The organism is Nitrospirae bacterium CG2_30_53_67 (genome assembly GCA_001873285.1).
GTDB lineage: Bacteria > CG2-30-53-67 > CG2-30-53-67 > CG2-30-53-67 > CG2-30-53-67 > CG2-30-53-67.
The window spans coordinates 1-15,478 of sequence record MNYV01000175.1 but is presented as its reverse complement, the minus strand read 5'-3'; the positions used below and the strand labels follow the sequence as shown (position 1 = coordinate 15,478).

The following is a 15,478-nucleotide window of genomic DNA, read 5'->3' as shown; positions in this document are numbered from 1 at the left end:
AATCCGGCCCCAAGCGGCTCAGATCGGCTGATTCATATTCTCCCCGCCTTGCATGATGCACCACAACTTCATCCAAGTCCGTGGCATAGATCCGGACCTTATCTTTAGAGAGGTCGGACCCTACGCTCTCATGAAGCGCCATGGCCACGGAATAGGCCTCCTCACCCGTAGAACAGCCCATGATCCAGATACGGAACTCACGCTCACTACGGTTCCGGCGCCGATTCCACAATAAGGGGAAAATATTTTTCATCAAGAATTCAAAGAGCGGCGGGTCACGGAAGAAACAGGTGACGTTCACAGTCATCCCGTTGATCAATGCCTCGGCCGTATATTGGCCGGCAAGAATCTGTTCTTGATAGTTCTCTTCGGTCCTCAGACGGCGCTTGACAACCTGGCGTCGTATCTGCCGCTGTACGAAGTTTCTCTTGTACTGGTGAAAATCCACTGAAGTCAGGCGGGAGATTCCATCTATGATAGGAGTGACCATGGCTTCGTTGACCTCCGTGTTCGATCTTAGGGCCTGGACACGGACCACGGTTTGTTCCTGTTCACCCATGGCATCACCCCTGCGAGGTTAATAAGGTCTATCCTTGAGTTTGATCCATCGGGGCCGCCGGCAGCCTCTTAATCTTCAAAAAAAGATCACTGCTTGCAAGGTATGCAATTTCAAGGACAAATCCCGCTTTAAAAGCCATTTTCTGGACTGAAAGGTAACGTTCCGGCTTGATCGGAGAAGATAGCAGATATTTTGCTGAATTTCAAGAATAAACACAACCATTGTTCAATTTATGAATCTATGGATAAAAATTGACAAAATCGTCAAAATTCTTTATGGTAGCATTCACCCGTGCTGCAGGATTTTTTCAGAGTGATGCACTGTTTTTCTGTATGAGACGGCCGCAAAAAAATGGACGAAAAAACCCTCAACAAGATCCAGGCGTTATGCCGGGTGCATGGGGTCAGTAAGGAATGCGAAACCCTCCTTGCCTATCTCCTTCCACCCGAGGATATTCTGACCACGCTCCAGAGGATTCATGACTGGCATCTCGGATCGATCAAACGGAAGTGGAATCTGTACAGGGAGTTGGTCAACACCATACGCCGCGACTCCGTCTTCTTCAGCCGGTTTCTCTCCACAGACATAGAGAAACGGAAGAAATGTTTGTCAACCATCCAATCCATCTATGAAATCGATGCCCTCAACTACAGGGACCGCCTGATCCTGCTGACAAAATATATCCTGGCCCAGATCAATCCACTCGGTAATCCGGAGATCCGGGAGCAGGCCGTCCGCATGATCCGCGAATTTATCCGCCACAAAAATCCGGAGGTGAGGAATGCCACCTTTCGCGGGATCACCTTCGAGGCTGCCAGGCTGCGCCGGAAGGGAGGAGAAGGGTTTGTCCGGCCTCTTATGGATATGCTCGTCGATGCTCTCAGGGAGGACCCCGCTACACGGGAGTATATCCGGTCTGAATCCATGGAGGTCTACTATACCCAGGAGCAGAGAGATGTGGTGGATGACATCCTGGTTGCCGTGGCCTTAAGCCTTTCATCGAAAAAAAAGGACGGCTCTCCATGAAGCTGACCATTCTCGGTTCCGGGACCGGTCTCCCCTCCGCAGCCCGAGGCGGCCCCGGATACCTCGTCCAGGACGGAGATACCAACCTCGTTATGGATCTGGGGATGGGGACCCTGGCCAAGCTGGACCGTATCCGTGTTCCGCTGAAGGAGATCGGTCCCATTCTGATCAGCCACCTCCACCCGGACCACACGGCGGAACTGGTCTCTCTTTTATTCGCGTTGAAAAACCTCAGCATCAGGAGGGAGAAAACGCTTCAGATCTTGGGGTGCAGAGGCCTGATCAAACAAATCAAACAACTTCAAAAGATCTATGGGAACTGGATCTCCCCTCAAGGATTTTCCCTCAACATCCATGAAATGGGAAAGGACGAGGCCGTCCTGGGGGACCTCCGGATTTCCGCCGTCCGGGTCCGGCATACAGAGCACAGCGTGGGGTTCCGGCTGACCAGTCGTTCAGGCGGGGTTCTCGCCTACTCAGGAGATTCCGATGTCTGCCCCGGTCTGGTCGAACTCGTGAGAGATGCGGATCTGGCCATCGTCGAGTCTTCCTTTCCGGATGGACAGAAATGTCCGGGGCACCTGACCCCCGCTGAAGCGGGAAAGACCGCCCGAGAGGCCGGAGTGAAAAGGATCGTGCTGACCCATCTTTACCCCGAATGCGAGGGGGTGGATTTGGCGGCTCAGTGCCGCCGGTTTTATCAGGGAGAGGTTTGGGTTGCGAAGGATATGATGGCCTTGGATATATAATTGACACTTATAACCAAATAATTATATAATTGTTTTATATGAAAAATAAGGTGGTTGTTTACACAACCAAAACATGTCCCTATTGCATGCGGGCAAAACAGCTCTTAAACAACAAACGGGTCCCGTTCAAAGAGATCGACATCACAGAAGACCAGGATCGTGAACAGGAAATGATCCGACTGACCGGGAAGAAGACCGTCCCTCAGATCCTGATCCAAGGAACCCCTGTAGGCGGATGTGATGACCTCCGAGAGCTTGACCTCAGCGGAGAGTTGGACCGCCTGCTGCATACCAAGTAAATCTCTTATTGGTCGTGGAAAAAACAATGGGTGACGCGCAATACTGCCTTTGCTGCGGAGAGAATGTTCCGACCAATATGGTCTATCGTGACGGCAACACGGAGATTACCTGCCTCTACTGCGGTTTTGTCCTCGGACTTAAGGAAAAGGAGGGCGGGGCCATGGCCGACTGCATCCTGACAGCCGACGATTCAAGCACGATCAGAAACCTCATGACGCAGATCCTCAAGGAAAAAGGGCTGGCCAGGGAAGTCCTCTCCTTTGAGAACGGCATGGTATTTCTTACGGAATTCAACAAGCGGATCTCTTCAGAAAAAGGGGTGAACCTGGTCATTCTTGACCTCCAGATGCCGGTTTTGGACGGGCTGAAGGCTGCCATGACCCTGCGGGCCATTGAAAAGAAAAAAATGGGCCCGTCATCAAAAAAAGTGCCGATCATATTTTTTTCCGCCAGAAAATGCGATGAATTTCTGAAAAAACAGCTCTCCCAATGCACGCCTGCCGTCTATTTCAACAAAGGAGAAACTCCGGACCCGACGGCGATCGCGGATCGAATCAACCATCTGGTCTCCTATATCTTATCCAAGCAGCGGGAATGAGAGCGTTAACGATCGAAGAAACAAACATTTCTTATGCATCTTTTCAAGAGATTTTTCATCGTACTTGTCTCCATGGGTTTACTCATTCCCGCCTGCGCTCCGCTTCAGCAGGCGAGAGTCCAGCAAGAGGTGACCATTGATACCCACTTCGAAGAACAAACCCCTGTCAACAGACGTAACACGGTCATGGTGCTCACCTTGGCCAAGGAGGAAAAGACCCTTTCCAAAACTACGCTGACGGCCAATGAGGTCACAGCGGACATCCTCTCTCTGGAACTCCTCAACAGAGGTTTCAAGGTGGTCGACAGGGCCGTCATCAATGATTATCTGAAAGAGAAAAAAACCGATCTTTCCGTCACACGCTTGATAGATATGCTGGAGATGGGACGGACCCTGCATGCCGACTTTCTGATTCTGACCAATCTCTTTGAAAACCTCCAGGCCTCCAATGCCATTACCTTTCTTCCCGGAGAAGTGTTGACCAGCATTGATACCTCTGCAAACATCGGAGTCAGCTCCAGGATGATCGATTTGAAAAACGGGGAAGTCATCTGGATCGGGATTGCGACAACACAGGATCAAAACTTCCAGAAGGCCCTTCAGCGTATTTCAAAGGAACTGATCGCCTCTCTGGAAACTCAGGCCAGCAGATGAACATTCGCTTGATCATAAAATGGATATTGGCTGCGGCATGGATCGTCCTGCTCTTGAGTCTTACTGCAGGGTGCGCATCTCTTCGCACAGCAAGGATCCGAAAGGCGGTGACCATCAACACCTTCCGGGAGCCGGATTTTCAGATCAATCCGAAAAGCATCTTAGCCGTTATCCCGCTGATCCATCAGGAAGAGAGCCTCAGCGGGATCTCTTCTACGGCTAATGAAGCGGCGGCTGAAATGCTTTCCGTCAAACTGTGGAACGCGGGATTTCGGATCATCGATAAGATCTTTATCAAGGAAGTCCTGCTTGAACACAAGATTGATTTCACAAATTACTCCGTGAGTCAGGCCGTTCAGGTGGGAGACGCGCTCGGTGCGGATTACGTGATGATCACGTCCATTACCGAGCTTGAGGAAGATACACGATCGGTGAACTTTCTTCCACTCCAGGTGATCAATACAGTGGACACGTCGGTCCTTGTGGGGCTGAACTGCAAGCTGGTGGATGTTTGCGGCAAACGGATCGTCTGGTCCGGCGTTGCAACCACCCAGGACAAAAACCTGCAGCTCGGCCTTCGGAGGATCTCCCTGCATCTGATTTATACGCTTCAAAACGGAAAGGATAGGCCTAAGGACAGAGCGGTTCCATTGATCGGGGTCCATTTCTAAGTGGTCCTGTTCGTAAATAGGGTGACGCACCGAGAGGGTCGTAGGGCGGGCTCACCTCCGCGCGCGACTGAGGCGCACCCCTCTGGTACACCGCTCTACGAGCCTTCGGCAAGGAGCGGAACTTTGACTCGACCGCCCTACGACCCTCGCCGCCGTATTTACGAATAGGACCACTTAGGGCCGCATCAACCTCCCTCAATAGGCCCCCCCTCTTCCCACAGGAACCACTCGCCGCTCTTTTCAAGGTAGTTTAATGCATTTTCCAGAATCTCATGATGCCGGCTCTCTTCACGGGCCAGCTTTTCGAAAAGGGCCTTTTCACCTGCGTCTTTGGCTTGCACGGCAGAATCCTGATAAAAGTGGTATCCCTTGTCCTCCATGCTGACGGCAAACCTCAAGGCCTCGGTATCACCGAGGTCTGAACCCAGGCGGGTATCCATTTCCTTACCGGCCTCCTCGAATATCGTCCTGATCCGTTCGGCCGAGCCGGCCTGCTTGAGTTCCTTATCGATGTTCATCCCCTTGGCCAGGGCGGAGATCATGTCATAGTGCCGTTTTTCATCCTCCACGAAAGAAAGAAACATCTTTTTACCAAGCGGATTCTTGGTTTTTTTGCCCGCCTCCTTGTAGAAGGTCATGCCGTCCTTTTCCATTTTCAATGCCGTGCTTAACGCCTTGGTCATCCCTTTGTGCTCGTCTGCCATGATATTCATCCTTCTTAAATGGGCGACCCTACATCCTCTTAAAGATTAAGAGAAAAATGGCGCCCCCGAGAGGATTCGAACCTCCGACACCAGGAACCGGAGTCCTGTGCTCTATCCATCTGAGCTACGGGGGCACCTTAAAATAGCGGCCTGTTGCCAGATCGGGCAACAGGCCGCTATTTTAATGCCTGAAATGCCGCATGCGCGTGAACACCATAGCCATGTCGTATTCATTGGCCGCAGCGATGACCTCGTTATCCTTAATAGACCCCCCAGGCTGGACAATGGCTGTGGCGCCGGATTTGGCCGCTTCGTCTATCCCGTCCCGGAAAGGGAAGAAGGCATCCGAGGCCAGGGCGCACCCCTGGGTGGGGCTCTGCGCCTTGGCAATGGCAAGACGAGTGGAATCCACACGGCTCATCTGGCCGGCGCCGATCCCCACGGTCCTGTTCGTCCGAGCAAGGATGATCGCATTCGATTTGACATGTTTGGCAACCTTCCAGGCAAAAGACATGGCCTTGATCTCTTCCTCCGTGGGCCTGCGTTTTGAAACGATCTCCATATCCCGGATATCCACGCTTCCAAGGTCCCTGTCCTGATAGATCAGCCCGCCGACGATCTTCTTCAGGTCCATATCGTGAATCCGTTCCATGCCCCAGATCTCCACCTCCAGTATCCGGATATTCTCCTTGGTTCCGAAGATCTCCAAAACACCCGGATTGTACCCGGGAGCGATCACCACCTCCACAAAGGTGGAGACGATCTCTTTCGCAGTCTCTTCATCCACTGGGCGGTTGAAAGCCACGACCCCGCCAAAGGCCGAGACCGGATCCGCCTCCCGTGCCAGAATATAAGCCTCCCGGAGCTCGCCGGAGGATGCCACACCACAGGGGTTGTTGTGTTTCATGATGACCGCAACCGGCTCTTCAAATTCCTTGACCAGATCCAGGGCCGAGTCGGCATCCAGATAGTTATTGAAAGACATGGCCTTCCCCTGGTGAATGACTGCATTGGAGACACAGGGCTCCTGGATATGGATCTCCCTGTAAAAGGCCCCTCTCTGGTGAGGGTTTTCTCCGTACCTGAGCTCCGTCACCTTTTCAAACTGAAGGTTCAGCATCTCGGGAAAATGCGGTGTGCTTCCCTCATGGCTCAGATACGATGAGATCATGCTGTCATAACGGGCCGTGTGGCCAAAGACCTTGCATGCCAGGGCGTACCGGGTCTTCATGGAGAGAACGCCGTTGTTTTCCTCCATTTCTCGAATCACCCAATCGTAGTCGCGTGGATCAACGATCACAATGACATCCGGATAGTTTTTTGCCGCAGACCGGATCATGGCAGGACCGCCGATATCGATGTTTTCGATGGCATCCTCCAGAGTGCACCCGGGTTTGGAGATGGTCTCCTCGAACGGATAGAGATTCACGGCCACCAGGTCTATGGGCTCGATCCCTTGCTCTTTCATCTGGTCCACATGATAAGGGACATTCCTCTTTCCCAGCAGTCCACCGTGAATCTTGGGGTGAAGGGTCTTGACTCTCCCATCCAGCATTTCCGGAAATCCGGTAAAATCCGATACCGACCTGACCGCAATCTCCTTCTCGTTCAGGAGCTTGGCTGTCCCACCCGTGGAGATGATCTCATACTCCATAATCTTCAGTTTTTTGGCAAACTCCGTGACTCCTGTCTTGTTTGAAACACTGATCAAAGCTCTTTTCATGGATGAACCCTATGCCTCCTTGCTCTGTAATAGGCCCTGGTTTTTTTAAAGGGAGGAATTCCACCTATAGATCTCTGATCATGCCCCCTGAAACCCGGATAGGACCCCAAAATTTTCCGGAATTTGTTCCACACTCTACATGCTTTGTCCAGGATTGTCAATACCCGGAATCATCACAAATCCCGGCATGGGAATTCCAAAAACAGTTCCCTCAGCCTGGATGAGAGACGGCTGGTTTTTACCATGTAAAAGATTATGAAAGGTCAATGGACATTGACTTGAAGATTCAAATAAGATAATATTAAAAATTACGGTCGGAGACTACTATAACAAAAAAACGGTAAAATCATTATGTTCAAAGTGATGAATATTATTATCATGACGGCTGTTGCAGCATTGACCATCAGCCTTTGGGCGTTTCTTAATCAACCCGAAAAAGAACCTGTCTGGCCTGAAAAAATTCAGGGTTTTTCTTTCTCACCCATGAGGGCAAATCAAGATCCATTCCTTGGAATCATGCCGACGGCCCAGGAAATTTCAGAGGATTTGGCTCTCCTGGCGGGCAAAACACATGCCGTACGGACCTACACAGTGGACGGCGTTCTTGCCGAGGTGCCTGCCTTGGCCCATAAGTACGAGATCAACGTCTCCCTGGGCGCATGGATCAGCCAGGATCTCGAAAAAAACGAGATCGAGATTGAAAAATTAATTGAAATTGCCAACCAGAACGTTAACGTGGTGAGAGTCACAGTAGGAAATGAGGCTGTTCTCCGGGGAGACGTACCCGTGGAATTAATGATCAACTATCTTGACCGGGTCCGGGCAGCGCTGACGATTCCTGTCAGTACCGCAGAGCCTTGGCATGTCTGGATCAAGTACCCCGAACTCGCCGAACATGTGGATTATATTGCGGCACACATGCTCCCTTACTGGGAAGGCGTTTATCTGGATGTAGCTGTTGACTACGTGGTCGAACGCACCAACGAGCTGAAGGCCGCTTTTCCAGGCAAGCCCATCGTCCTCGCCGAAGTGGGCTGGCCCAGCAATGGCCGTACACGAAAGGCCGCTGTCGCGACGGATGCCAACGAGGCTATCTTCCTGCGCCAATTCCTGGCCAGGGCTCAAAAAGAGAAATATACCTATTATATTATGGAAGCGTTCGACCAACCCTGGAAGCGGACCTCCGAAGGCGCGGTGGGAGCCTACTGGGGTGTCTACAATGAAGAACGGCAGCCTAAATTTGCCTTTGCGGCCCCGATCGTCAAGATTCCGGAGTGGCATCTTCTTGCAGGCATCTCCGTTCTGGTTGCCGCCATTACGTTTGTCATCCTGCTGATGGACAGCAGAAACATGAGCAGACGGGGCCGCAGTTTTCTTGCGGTCGTAGCCTATGCCGCCGCCACAGCCGCTGTCTGGATCGTCTATGACTATATGAATCAGTACATGACGGTTGTGACCATCACCGTAGGAATCCTGCTCGTCATCGGGATGATCGGGGTCATCCTGGTTTTACTAACCGAGGCCCATGAGTGGGCTGAGGCGATCTGGGTCATCGGGCGCCGACGGCCCTTTACACCGGTGCAACCTTCCATGGAAGATCTGCCCAAGGTTTCAATACATATTCCCACCTACAATGAACCTCCGGACATGGTCATCGACACACTGAACGCGCTGGCAGCGCTGGATTACCCGGACTACGAGGTTCTGATCATCGACAATAACACAAAAGACCCCAAGGTTTGGCAGCCCGTCGAGGCGCATTGCAGAAAACTGGGCACTCGATTCCGTTTCTTTCATGAGGATCCTCTTCCCGGATTCAAGGCCGGCGCCTTAAACTATGCGCTGGCTCATACAGATAAAGACGCATCCGTTGTTGCCGTCATTGACAGCGATTACATGGTGGCCCCGTCCTGGCTCAGAGATTTTGTTCCGCAATTCTCACATCCCAGGATAGCCATTGTGCAGGCGCCTCAGGACTACCGGGATGATCGAGCCAGCGTGTTCAAATCCATGTGCTATTCGGAATACAAAGGCTTCTTTCATATCGGCATGGTTACGCGCAATGAGCGGAATGCCATCATCCAGCACGGCACCATGACCATGGTCCGAAAACATGTCATGGAAGAAGTCGGGGGCTGGGCCGAGTGGTGTATCACGGAAGACGCGGAGTTAGGACTCCGGATCTTTGAAAAGGGGTATGAAGCCACTTACAACCAGCAAAGCTACGGCAAAGGGTTGATGCCCGATACATTTATTGACTACAAGAAACAGCGTTTCCGCTGGGCCTACGGCGCCATTCAAATTTTGCGCCGCCATGCCGGCATCCTGCTTGGATTCAGAAAAAGCAGCCTGAGTTATGGCCAGCGTTATCATTTTATTGCCGGATGGCTTCCATGGATCGCCGATGGCGTGAATATCTTCTTTACTTTTGGCGCCCTGGCCTGGTCGGCAGCCATGATCATCGCACCGAAACTTGTGGACCCCCCCTTGGTGATTTTTGCAGCGCTCCCGATGTCCCTGTTCTGCTTCAAGGTCGCCAAGATGATCTATCTCTACCGTGTCAGGGTCGGCGCCACGGTGAAGCAGACCTTTGCTGCAGCGCTCGCGGGTCTTGCGCTGTCGCATACCATCGCCAAAGCGGTTATCATCGGATTTTTCAGCAGCGGCAAGCCGTTCTTCCGCACACCGAAAATGGAAAACGCCCAGGCGTTGATCAAAGCGGTCGCCTCTGCATGGGAAGAATTTGTGCTGATGTTTTTACTTTGGACTTCAGCCGGAACCATCGCCTACATGCAGGGTTCTGAATCCAGGGACCTTCTCCTATGGATCATTGCACTGCTCATACAATCAACGCCCTATTTTTCATCGTTTATATTATCTCTGATAAGCGGATTACCGAAATTGCCTTCCGGAGCGATGAACAGGCCGGGTTCTACAAAGATTTCAACAGCCAGCGCACCTGTCAACTTAAAATAAAGGTTCTCCTCCTCTACGAGCCATCGGCCATTTAGTGGATAAAAGGGGTCGAGGGTTCAAGGGGTCAAGGATTCAAGTGAAATACTTAAACGCAAATAAATCTCCATAGAAAACCACTAAAACCCTTGAACCCAAGATGCCTTAGTGTAGCAGCCGTCGCAGACGGCGAGTATCAAGTATAAAGAAAAGCGGGACACACGAAGCGTAACCCTAAAACCCTCGACTCTTTATGTTCTCAGCACTTCACTTGGCCCCTGGAATCCTTGACCCCTTGAACCCTATGTTTTCACCCATTCTTTTGGAGATGATCCAAAATAAAAAACTAAACCGATTTCCGCTTATTTTTACATAAGACTGTCCGTTCAGCCGCGATCTAACAAATCATCCCTCAGAGTGCGGACTTGCCAAAAACGAAAAGATCGTCTTTAATAGCTTCCATTACCCAAACACCATGACAACCCATGACTGAACCCATAAACCGGTTTTAGAAAAGAGGAGGTGCCCATGATTTCTCTTCAGATAAACGGCAAACATCATGAGGTTGATGTCAACCCGGATGTCCCGCTGCTCTGGGTGATCCGGGAGCATCTGCAGCTCACAGGGACCAAGTTCGGATGCGGGATCGGGATGTGCGGTGCGTGCACGGTCCATATTGACGGCAAGGCAGAAAGGTCTTGCCAGATTGAAGCGGGAAAGCTGAACGGAAAGAAGATCACAACCATTGAAGGGCTCCCCGAGAATCATCCCGTAAAAGAGGCATGGCTGAAACTTCAGGTCCCGCAATGTGGGTACTGCCAGCCCGGACAGATCATGCAGGCGGCAGCCCTGCTTTCAGGGGACCCGAAGCCCTCTGAAGATAAAATCCGGCAGTTCATGAACGGGAACCTCTGCCGCTGCGGCACTTATCCCCAGATCAGGAAGGCCATCCAGTTGGCCGGAAAGGAGGGAGGAAAATGAGGACTGCCATGAGCCGACGGGAATTCTTAAAGGCTGCCGGCCTGACCCTGGCCGTGACCATGACGCCTTCCGGCTACAGGATCCTCTCCGCTGCAGAGGCGGGCATGGATGAGCCGGGGGCTTTCCAGCCGAGTGTCTGGCTTCAGGTCACCCCGGACAATATCGTCACGGTGGTGGTCTCCAAGTCCGAGATGGGACAAGGTGTCTACACCTCGCTCCCCATGATCGTGGCCGACGAACTGGAGGCCGACTGGAAGCAGGTCCGGGTTCAGGCAGCCCCGGCCGGCGACGGATACAGGGACCCCGTCTGGGGTACGCAGGCCACAGGGGGAAGCACCTCCATCAGGCATATGCATGAACCCCTGAGAAAAGCCGGAGCGGCCGCCCGCGAAATGCTGATCACCGCCGCGGCCAATGAATGGGGTGTCCCTGCCGGGGAGTGCCAGGCCGACCTTGGAAAGGTAAGACACCCCAAGACCAAACGGGCCATGACCTATGGAGAACTCTGCCTCAAGGCCGCCAAGGTTCCCGTACCTGAAAACCCTGAATTAAAAAAGGAGAATCAGTTCAGATATATCGGCTCGCCCATGCCCAGGGTTGACCTGAAGGAGAAGATCAGCGGTTCGGCCCGGTTCGGAATGGATACCTTTGTCCCCGGTATGCTCTATGCCGCCATAGCCCGACCTCCGGCCTACGGTGCGAAGGCGATTTCCTCGGATCAGGAAGCCGCAAAAAAAGTCTCCGGTGTGCGAAATATCGTGCAACTGGAGAGCGGTATCGCCGTGTGTGCGGATACGCTCGATGCGGCATGGAAGGGAAGGGACAGCCTCAAGGTCAAATGGGGCGATGGACAGGATCCCGGCATGAACACGGAATCCCTGGAAAGGCTTTTTCTGGGCAGACTCGATCAGGAGGGGATCAAAGCCAGGGACGACGGGGATGCCACGGCGGCATTAAATCAGTCCGCCCGCAAGGTCGATGCGACCTATCTCCTTCCCTTTCTGGCCCATGTCACCATGGAACCCATGAACTGCACGGCCAGTATCGCTGATGGAAAATGTGAAATATGGGTGCCGACACAGAACCAGTCCGGCGTGCTGAAGACCGCGGTCAAAATCACCGGGCTCAAGCCCGAGCAGATCCAGGTTCACACCACCTATCTCGGCGGAGGGTTCGGCAGGCGCTTTGAACTCGATGTTGTAGAGGAAGCCGTGCATCTGGCCAAGGCCGCCGGGAAGCCGGTCAAGGTCATCTGGACCCGGGAAGAAGACACCCAACACGACTTCTACCGGCCCGGCAATTGCTGCAGGATCCAGGGAGGGATTGATGATAAGGGAAACATGACTGCATGGTCGCATAAGGTCGTCTGCCCCTCCATCTTTGCCCGCGTGTTTCCGGACGAGGTCAAGGAGGGCATCGATCCTGCGGCCGTCGAAGGGATCAGCAATATGGAATACGAGATCCCGAATCTTCATGTGGAATATATCCGTATCGACACCCCGGTACCCGTCGGTTTCTGGCGTTCCGTGGGGAGTTCCCACAATGCCTTTACCGTGGAGTCTTTTGTAGACGAACTCGCCCATGCTGCGGGTGTGGATCCCCTGACTTTCCGCCTGAATCACCTGAAGAAACATCCCCGCCCGCGCCGAGTGCTGGAAGTGGCGGCGGAAAAAGCAGGTTGGGGAAAGGCGCTGACGCAGGGTGATGGCCGGGGGATCGCCATGCACTTCTCCTTCGGGAGCTATGTGGCCCAGGTGGCGGAGGTTTCTCTGGACCGAAAAGACGGGACCATCAAGGTGCACCGGGTGGTCTGTGCTGTGGACTGCGGGCATGTGATCAACCCGGATATCGTCAAGGCACAAATGACAGGCGGCATCCTCATGGGGCTGAGCGCCGCCTTGAAAGAAGGGATGTCCTTCTCCGGCGGGGGTGTTGAATCTTCAAATTTTCACAATTATGACATCCTGCGGATGGATGAAGCCCCGGAGGTCGAGGTACACATCGTGGAGAGCGGTGAAGACCTGGGAGGAATCGGGGAACCGGGTGTCCCGCCGATCGCTCCGGCCGTGGCCAATGCGCTCTTTGCGGTCTCGGGGATCCGGCTGAGGCGCCTTCCCATGACGCCTGCCGCCGTTCTCGGCGCCATGAAGAAGGTGTGAGGGACAAATGGAGATCTATGAAGAGCTGCTGAGGCTCATGAAAAATGGTAAACCTTCGGTCCTGGCCACCATCGTGCAGTGCGTGGGCTCCTCTCCGCAAAAACAGGGAGCCAAGATGCTCGTCCGGGAGGACGGGACCAGCCTCGGCACCCTCGGTGGGGGATGCCTTGAGGCCGAGGTCATTCAGGCCTCGCTCATGGCCATCCGGGATGGTTCGACCCGGATGATTCCTTTCCATCTCACGGAAAAACACGGCGGCCTGATCTGCGGAGGCAAGGTCCTTGTCTATATTGAACCCCAGCATCCCGAACCCAGCCTGGTGGTCCTCGGCGCCGGGCATGTGGGCAAGGCCCTGTCCAAAGTGGCAAGGTTCTCAGGGTTCCGGATCACCGTTGTGGACAACCGTGAAGACTATGCCAATCCGCAGAGCATCACCTCGGCGCACGAGATTCTTGTTCATGACTTTGAAACGGTTTTCTCCACGGTTCCGGCTGGCAGGAATACCTATGTCGTGATCGCCACACGGGGGCACAATCATGACCTTGAGGCATTACAGGCCGCCTTGCGCACAGAGGCAAAGTATATCGGCCTCGTCGGGAGCAAGCGCAAAAGAGCCGTCCTGTTCAAGACCCTTGAAGGCCTGGGATTCTCAAGAGAGGAACTGGGCCGTATCGTCATCCCTGTGGGCCTTGCCATCGGATCCGTGAGTCCCGAGGAGATTGCCATCAGCATTGTAGCGCAGTTGATCCAGGAGAGGAGGCGGAATGTCTCATCGGGTATCGGCGGTCCTTCTTGCAGCAGGGAAATCCACGAGGATGGGACAATCAAAACTGCTTCTGCCGTTGAAAGAAAAACCGGTGGCGAGGCATTGCCTTGAAACGATCATCGCCTCTGGGATCGAAGACATCGTGATTGTCCTCGGCATGGACGGAGACCCGCTTGCAAAGGCCGTGGATGGACTTCCTGTCAGGATCGCATTCAACCGGAATATAGAAAGCGACATGGCAGAATCCGTGAGGGCCGGCCTTCATCAAGTAGATACAGGCTCATCCGGTGTGCTCATCTGTCTTGCCGACCACCCTTTGGTCTCCGTAGAAACCTTTCGGACCCTTGTCCGATCCCACATCGAAGACCCGGATAAAATCATGATCCCAAGCTTCCTCGGGAGGCGGGGACACCCGACCCTCTTCCCCATGCCGGTTGTCAGGGAGATCTTCTCACTTCAAAGCCTGCGGGAGGTCGTCCATAAAGATCCGGACAGGGTGAGCGTCATCCCCGTGACCGATGAGGGGGTGATCCTGGATATGGATACCCCGGAGGATTACAAGAAGATATGCGATAACATATAAGATCGTGCAGACTCGTGCGGGGTGATCTCTTTTTAGCACACGATTCAATCAACGCCTTTTTCTTTTCTCTTCTTCATCATTCTATGGTTCATCAGCAAGTTGTGCACCATGCCAGACAGCAACAACCCAAACAGTTTTTTCTTTCACACGGTAGAAAAAACGGTACGGTGCCACAATGACCTCACGAAAGGGTAGTTCGGGAAACTCCGGCAGAGCTCTGCCTGAATGGGGAAATTTTCTGAGCCTGGACAATACTTTTTTAGATTTTTCTCGGAAAGCGATGGCTGCTGATGGATTCTCTCTGTAAATATAAGAGATAGCAGCAAGAAATTGACTTCGTGCCGCAGGAGTAAAGAGAATTTTCAAGGATTCATGCCTTTAAAAGTAAATCGGCTTCCGCAAGAATTGCATCAAGATCGTATCCTTTTCCAGCTTCAATTTCTTTCTCACCACGGGCAAGCAAACGCAGGATCTCCAACTCATGCTGGGTATGCTCGTATGCTTCCATGCTTACAATGACAGCGGCCGCACGACCACGTTGTGTAATAAATACAGGTTCCCGTGAGGCAGCAACGCGCTTGACGATAGCGGTTGCATCTTGGCGAAGATCAGTAATAGGAACGATCGTTGGTAATTTAGCCATTAGTAATACCTCCTATGATAGTGTAGATCATACAACCAACTGCTAAATAAGGCAAGATTTTTTTGGCCTCATCGGGACAGCTCGCGTAGGTTGGGCTGAACTTGTGAAGCCCAAACGTTTCACTTAATTCACACATTTCCGGTTCCCATAATTTGTTAGGTATTGTCTGAGGTGGTCAAGTAAAAATGGACACTTATTTAAGCGGCCTTTCTTAAAAGCCACATACGCTCGTACTCCCTGGGACTCAGATATCCAAGATAAGAATGACGCCGTTTACTATTATAGAACATCTCGATGTAGTCAACGATGTCTGTCCTGGCTTCGTTCCTGGTATTGTAATTTGTGAAAAATACCCGTTCTGTTTTCAGGCTGCCAAAGAAACTTTCAGCCACTGCGTTATCCCAGCAATC

Annotated in this window: 14 protein-coding genes, 1 tRNA gene and 2 pseudogenes; 11 read left to right on the top strand and 6 right to left on the bottom strand. The window is 52.7% G+C overall.

Annotation, left to right across the window (positions count from 1 at the left end; genetic code table 11):
• Positions 1–559 (bottom strand): annotated as a pseudogene (locus AUK29_10840) (hypothetical protein).
• 351 nt (positions 560–910) lie between these two features.
• On the opposite strand from AUK29_10840, the gene AUK29_10835 reads away from it, so the two are divergent.
• The 6 genes from AUK29_10835 to AUK29_10810 are packed head-to-tail and all read left to right on the top strand — an operon-like array spanning position 911 to position 4,557.
• Positions 911–1,585 carry a hypothetical protein gene (locus AUK29_10835; GenBank protein ID OIP60912.1) on the top strand — a complete coding sequence of 225 codons (675 nt, stop codon included), beginning with the start codon at positions 911–913 and terminating at the stop codon, positions 1,583–1,585.
• The gene (locus tag AUK29_10830) at positions 1,582–2,334 is read left to right on the top strand and encodes a hypothetical protein (GenBank protein ID OIP60911.1); all 753 of its coding nucleotides are present in this window, start codon (positions 1,582–1,584) and stop codon (positions 2,332–2,334) included. Before AUK29_10835 ends, AUK29_10830 begins: the two co-directional genes overlap by 4 nt.
• A 38-nt stretch (positions 2,335–2,372) precedes the next feature.
• Positions 2,373–2,633 carry a glutaredoxin 3 gene (locus tag AUK29_10825; GenBank protein OIP60910.1) on the top strand — a complete coding sequence of 87 codons (261 nt, stop codon included), beginning with the start codon at positions 2,373–2,375 and terminating at the stop codon, positions 2,631–2,633.
• A 26-nt stretch (positions 2,634–2,659) separates the two neighbouring features.
• Positions 2,660–3,232: a hypothetical protein gene (locus tag AUK29_10820; GenBank protein ID OIP60909.1), complete on the top strand. Its 573-nt coding sequence runs from the start codon at positions 2,660–2,662 to the stop codon at positions 3,230–3,232.
• Between the two features lie 33 nt (positions 3,233–3,265).
• Positions 3,266–3,886: a hypothetical protein gene (locus AUK29_10815; GenBank protein ID OIP60908.1), complete on the top strand. Its 621-nt coding sequence runs from the start codon at positions 3,266–3,268 to the stop codon at positions 3,884–3,886.
• Positions 3,883–4,557: a hypothetical protein gene (locus AUK29_10810; GenBank protein ID OIP60907.1), complete on the top strand. Its 675-nt coding sequence runs from the start codon at positions 3,883–3,885 to the stop codon at positions 4,555–4,557. Before AUK29_10815 ends, AUK29_10810 begins: the two co-directional genes overlap by 4 nt.
• Positions 4,558–4,742: 185 nt before the next feature.
• Here the strand turns inward: AUK29_10810 and AUK29_10805 are convergent, their stop codons facing one another.
• The 3 genes from AUK29_10805 to AUK29_10795 all read right to left on the bottom strand — a co-directional run bounded on the left by AUK29_10805 (position 4,743) and on the right by AUK29_10795 (position 6,984).
• Positions 4,743–5,270 (bottom strand): hypothetical protein, encoded by a 528-nt coding sequence (locus AUK29_10805; protein ID OIP60906.1) that lies wholly within the window; start codon positions 5,268–5,270, stop codon positions 4,743–4,745.
• 48 nt (positions 5,271–5,318) lie between these two features.
• A tRNA-Arg gene (locus tag AUK29_10800) sits at positions 5,319–5,395 on the bottom strand.
• Between the two features lie 47 nt (positions 5,396–5,442).
• Entirely contained in the window at positions 5,443–6,984 is a 1,542-nt protein-coding gene (locus AUK29_10795; GenBank protein OIP60905.1) for a bifunctional phosphoribosylaminoimidazolecarboxamide formyltransferase/IMP cyclohydrolase, read from the bottom strand.
• A gap of 351 nt (positions 6,985–7,335) precedes the next feature.
• On the opposite strand from AUK29_10795, the gene AUK29_10790 reads away from it, so the two are divergent.
• The 5 genes from AUK29_10790 (at position 7,336) to AUK29_10770 (ending at position 14,425) form a co-directional block, all read left to right on the top strand.
• Positions 7,336–9,960 carry a beta-(1-3)-glucosyl transferase gene (locus AUK29_10790; protein ID OIP60904.1) on the top strand — a complete coding sequence of 875 codons (2,625 nt, stop codon included), beginning with the start codon at positions 7,336–7,338 and terminating at the stop codon, positions 9,958–9,960.
• 504 nt (positions 9,961–10,464) lie between these two features.
• Complete coding sequence (locus tag AUK29_10785) at positions 10,465–10,917, top strand: (2Fe-2S)-binding protein (GenBank protein ID OIP60903.1); 453 nt, start codon at positions 10,465–10,467, stop codon at positions 10,915–10,917.
• Positions 10,914–13,076 carry a hypothetical protein gene (locus AUK29_10780; protein ID OIP60902.1) on the top strand — a complete coding sequence of 721 codons (2,163 nt, stop codon included), beginning with the start codon at positions 10,914–10,916 and terminating at the stop codon, positions 13,074–13,076. The genes AUK29_10785 and AUK29_10780 overlap by 4 nt, the downstream gene beginning before the upstream one ends.
• A gap of 7 nt (positions 13,077–13,083) precedes the next feature.
• Positions 13,084–13,953, top strand: coding sequence for a hypothetical protein (locus AUK29_10775; protein ID OIP60901.1), 870 nt, complete (start codon positions 13,084–13,086; stop codon positions 13,951–13,953).
• Positions 13,841–14,425: a hypothetical protein gene (locus AUK29_10770; GenBank protein OIP60900.1), complete on the top strand. Its 585-nt coding sequence runs from the start codon at positions 13,841–13,843 to the stop codon at positions 14,423–14,425. Before AUK29_10775 ends, AUK29_10770 begins: the two co-directional genes overlap by 113 nt.
• A gap of 370 nt (positions 14,426–14,795) precedes the next feature.
• Here the strand turns inward: AUK29_10770 and AUK29_10765 are convergent, their stop codons facing one another.
• Positions 14,796–15,068, bottom strand: a complete 273-nt coding sequence (locus AUK29_10765; protein OIP60899.1) for a prevent-host-death family protein — start codon at positions 15,066–15,068, stop codon at positions 14,796–14,798.
• Between the two features lie 197 nt (positions 15,069–15,265).
• Positions 15,266–15,478, bottom strand: a pseudogene (locus AUK29_10760) (transposase).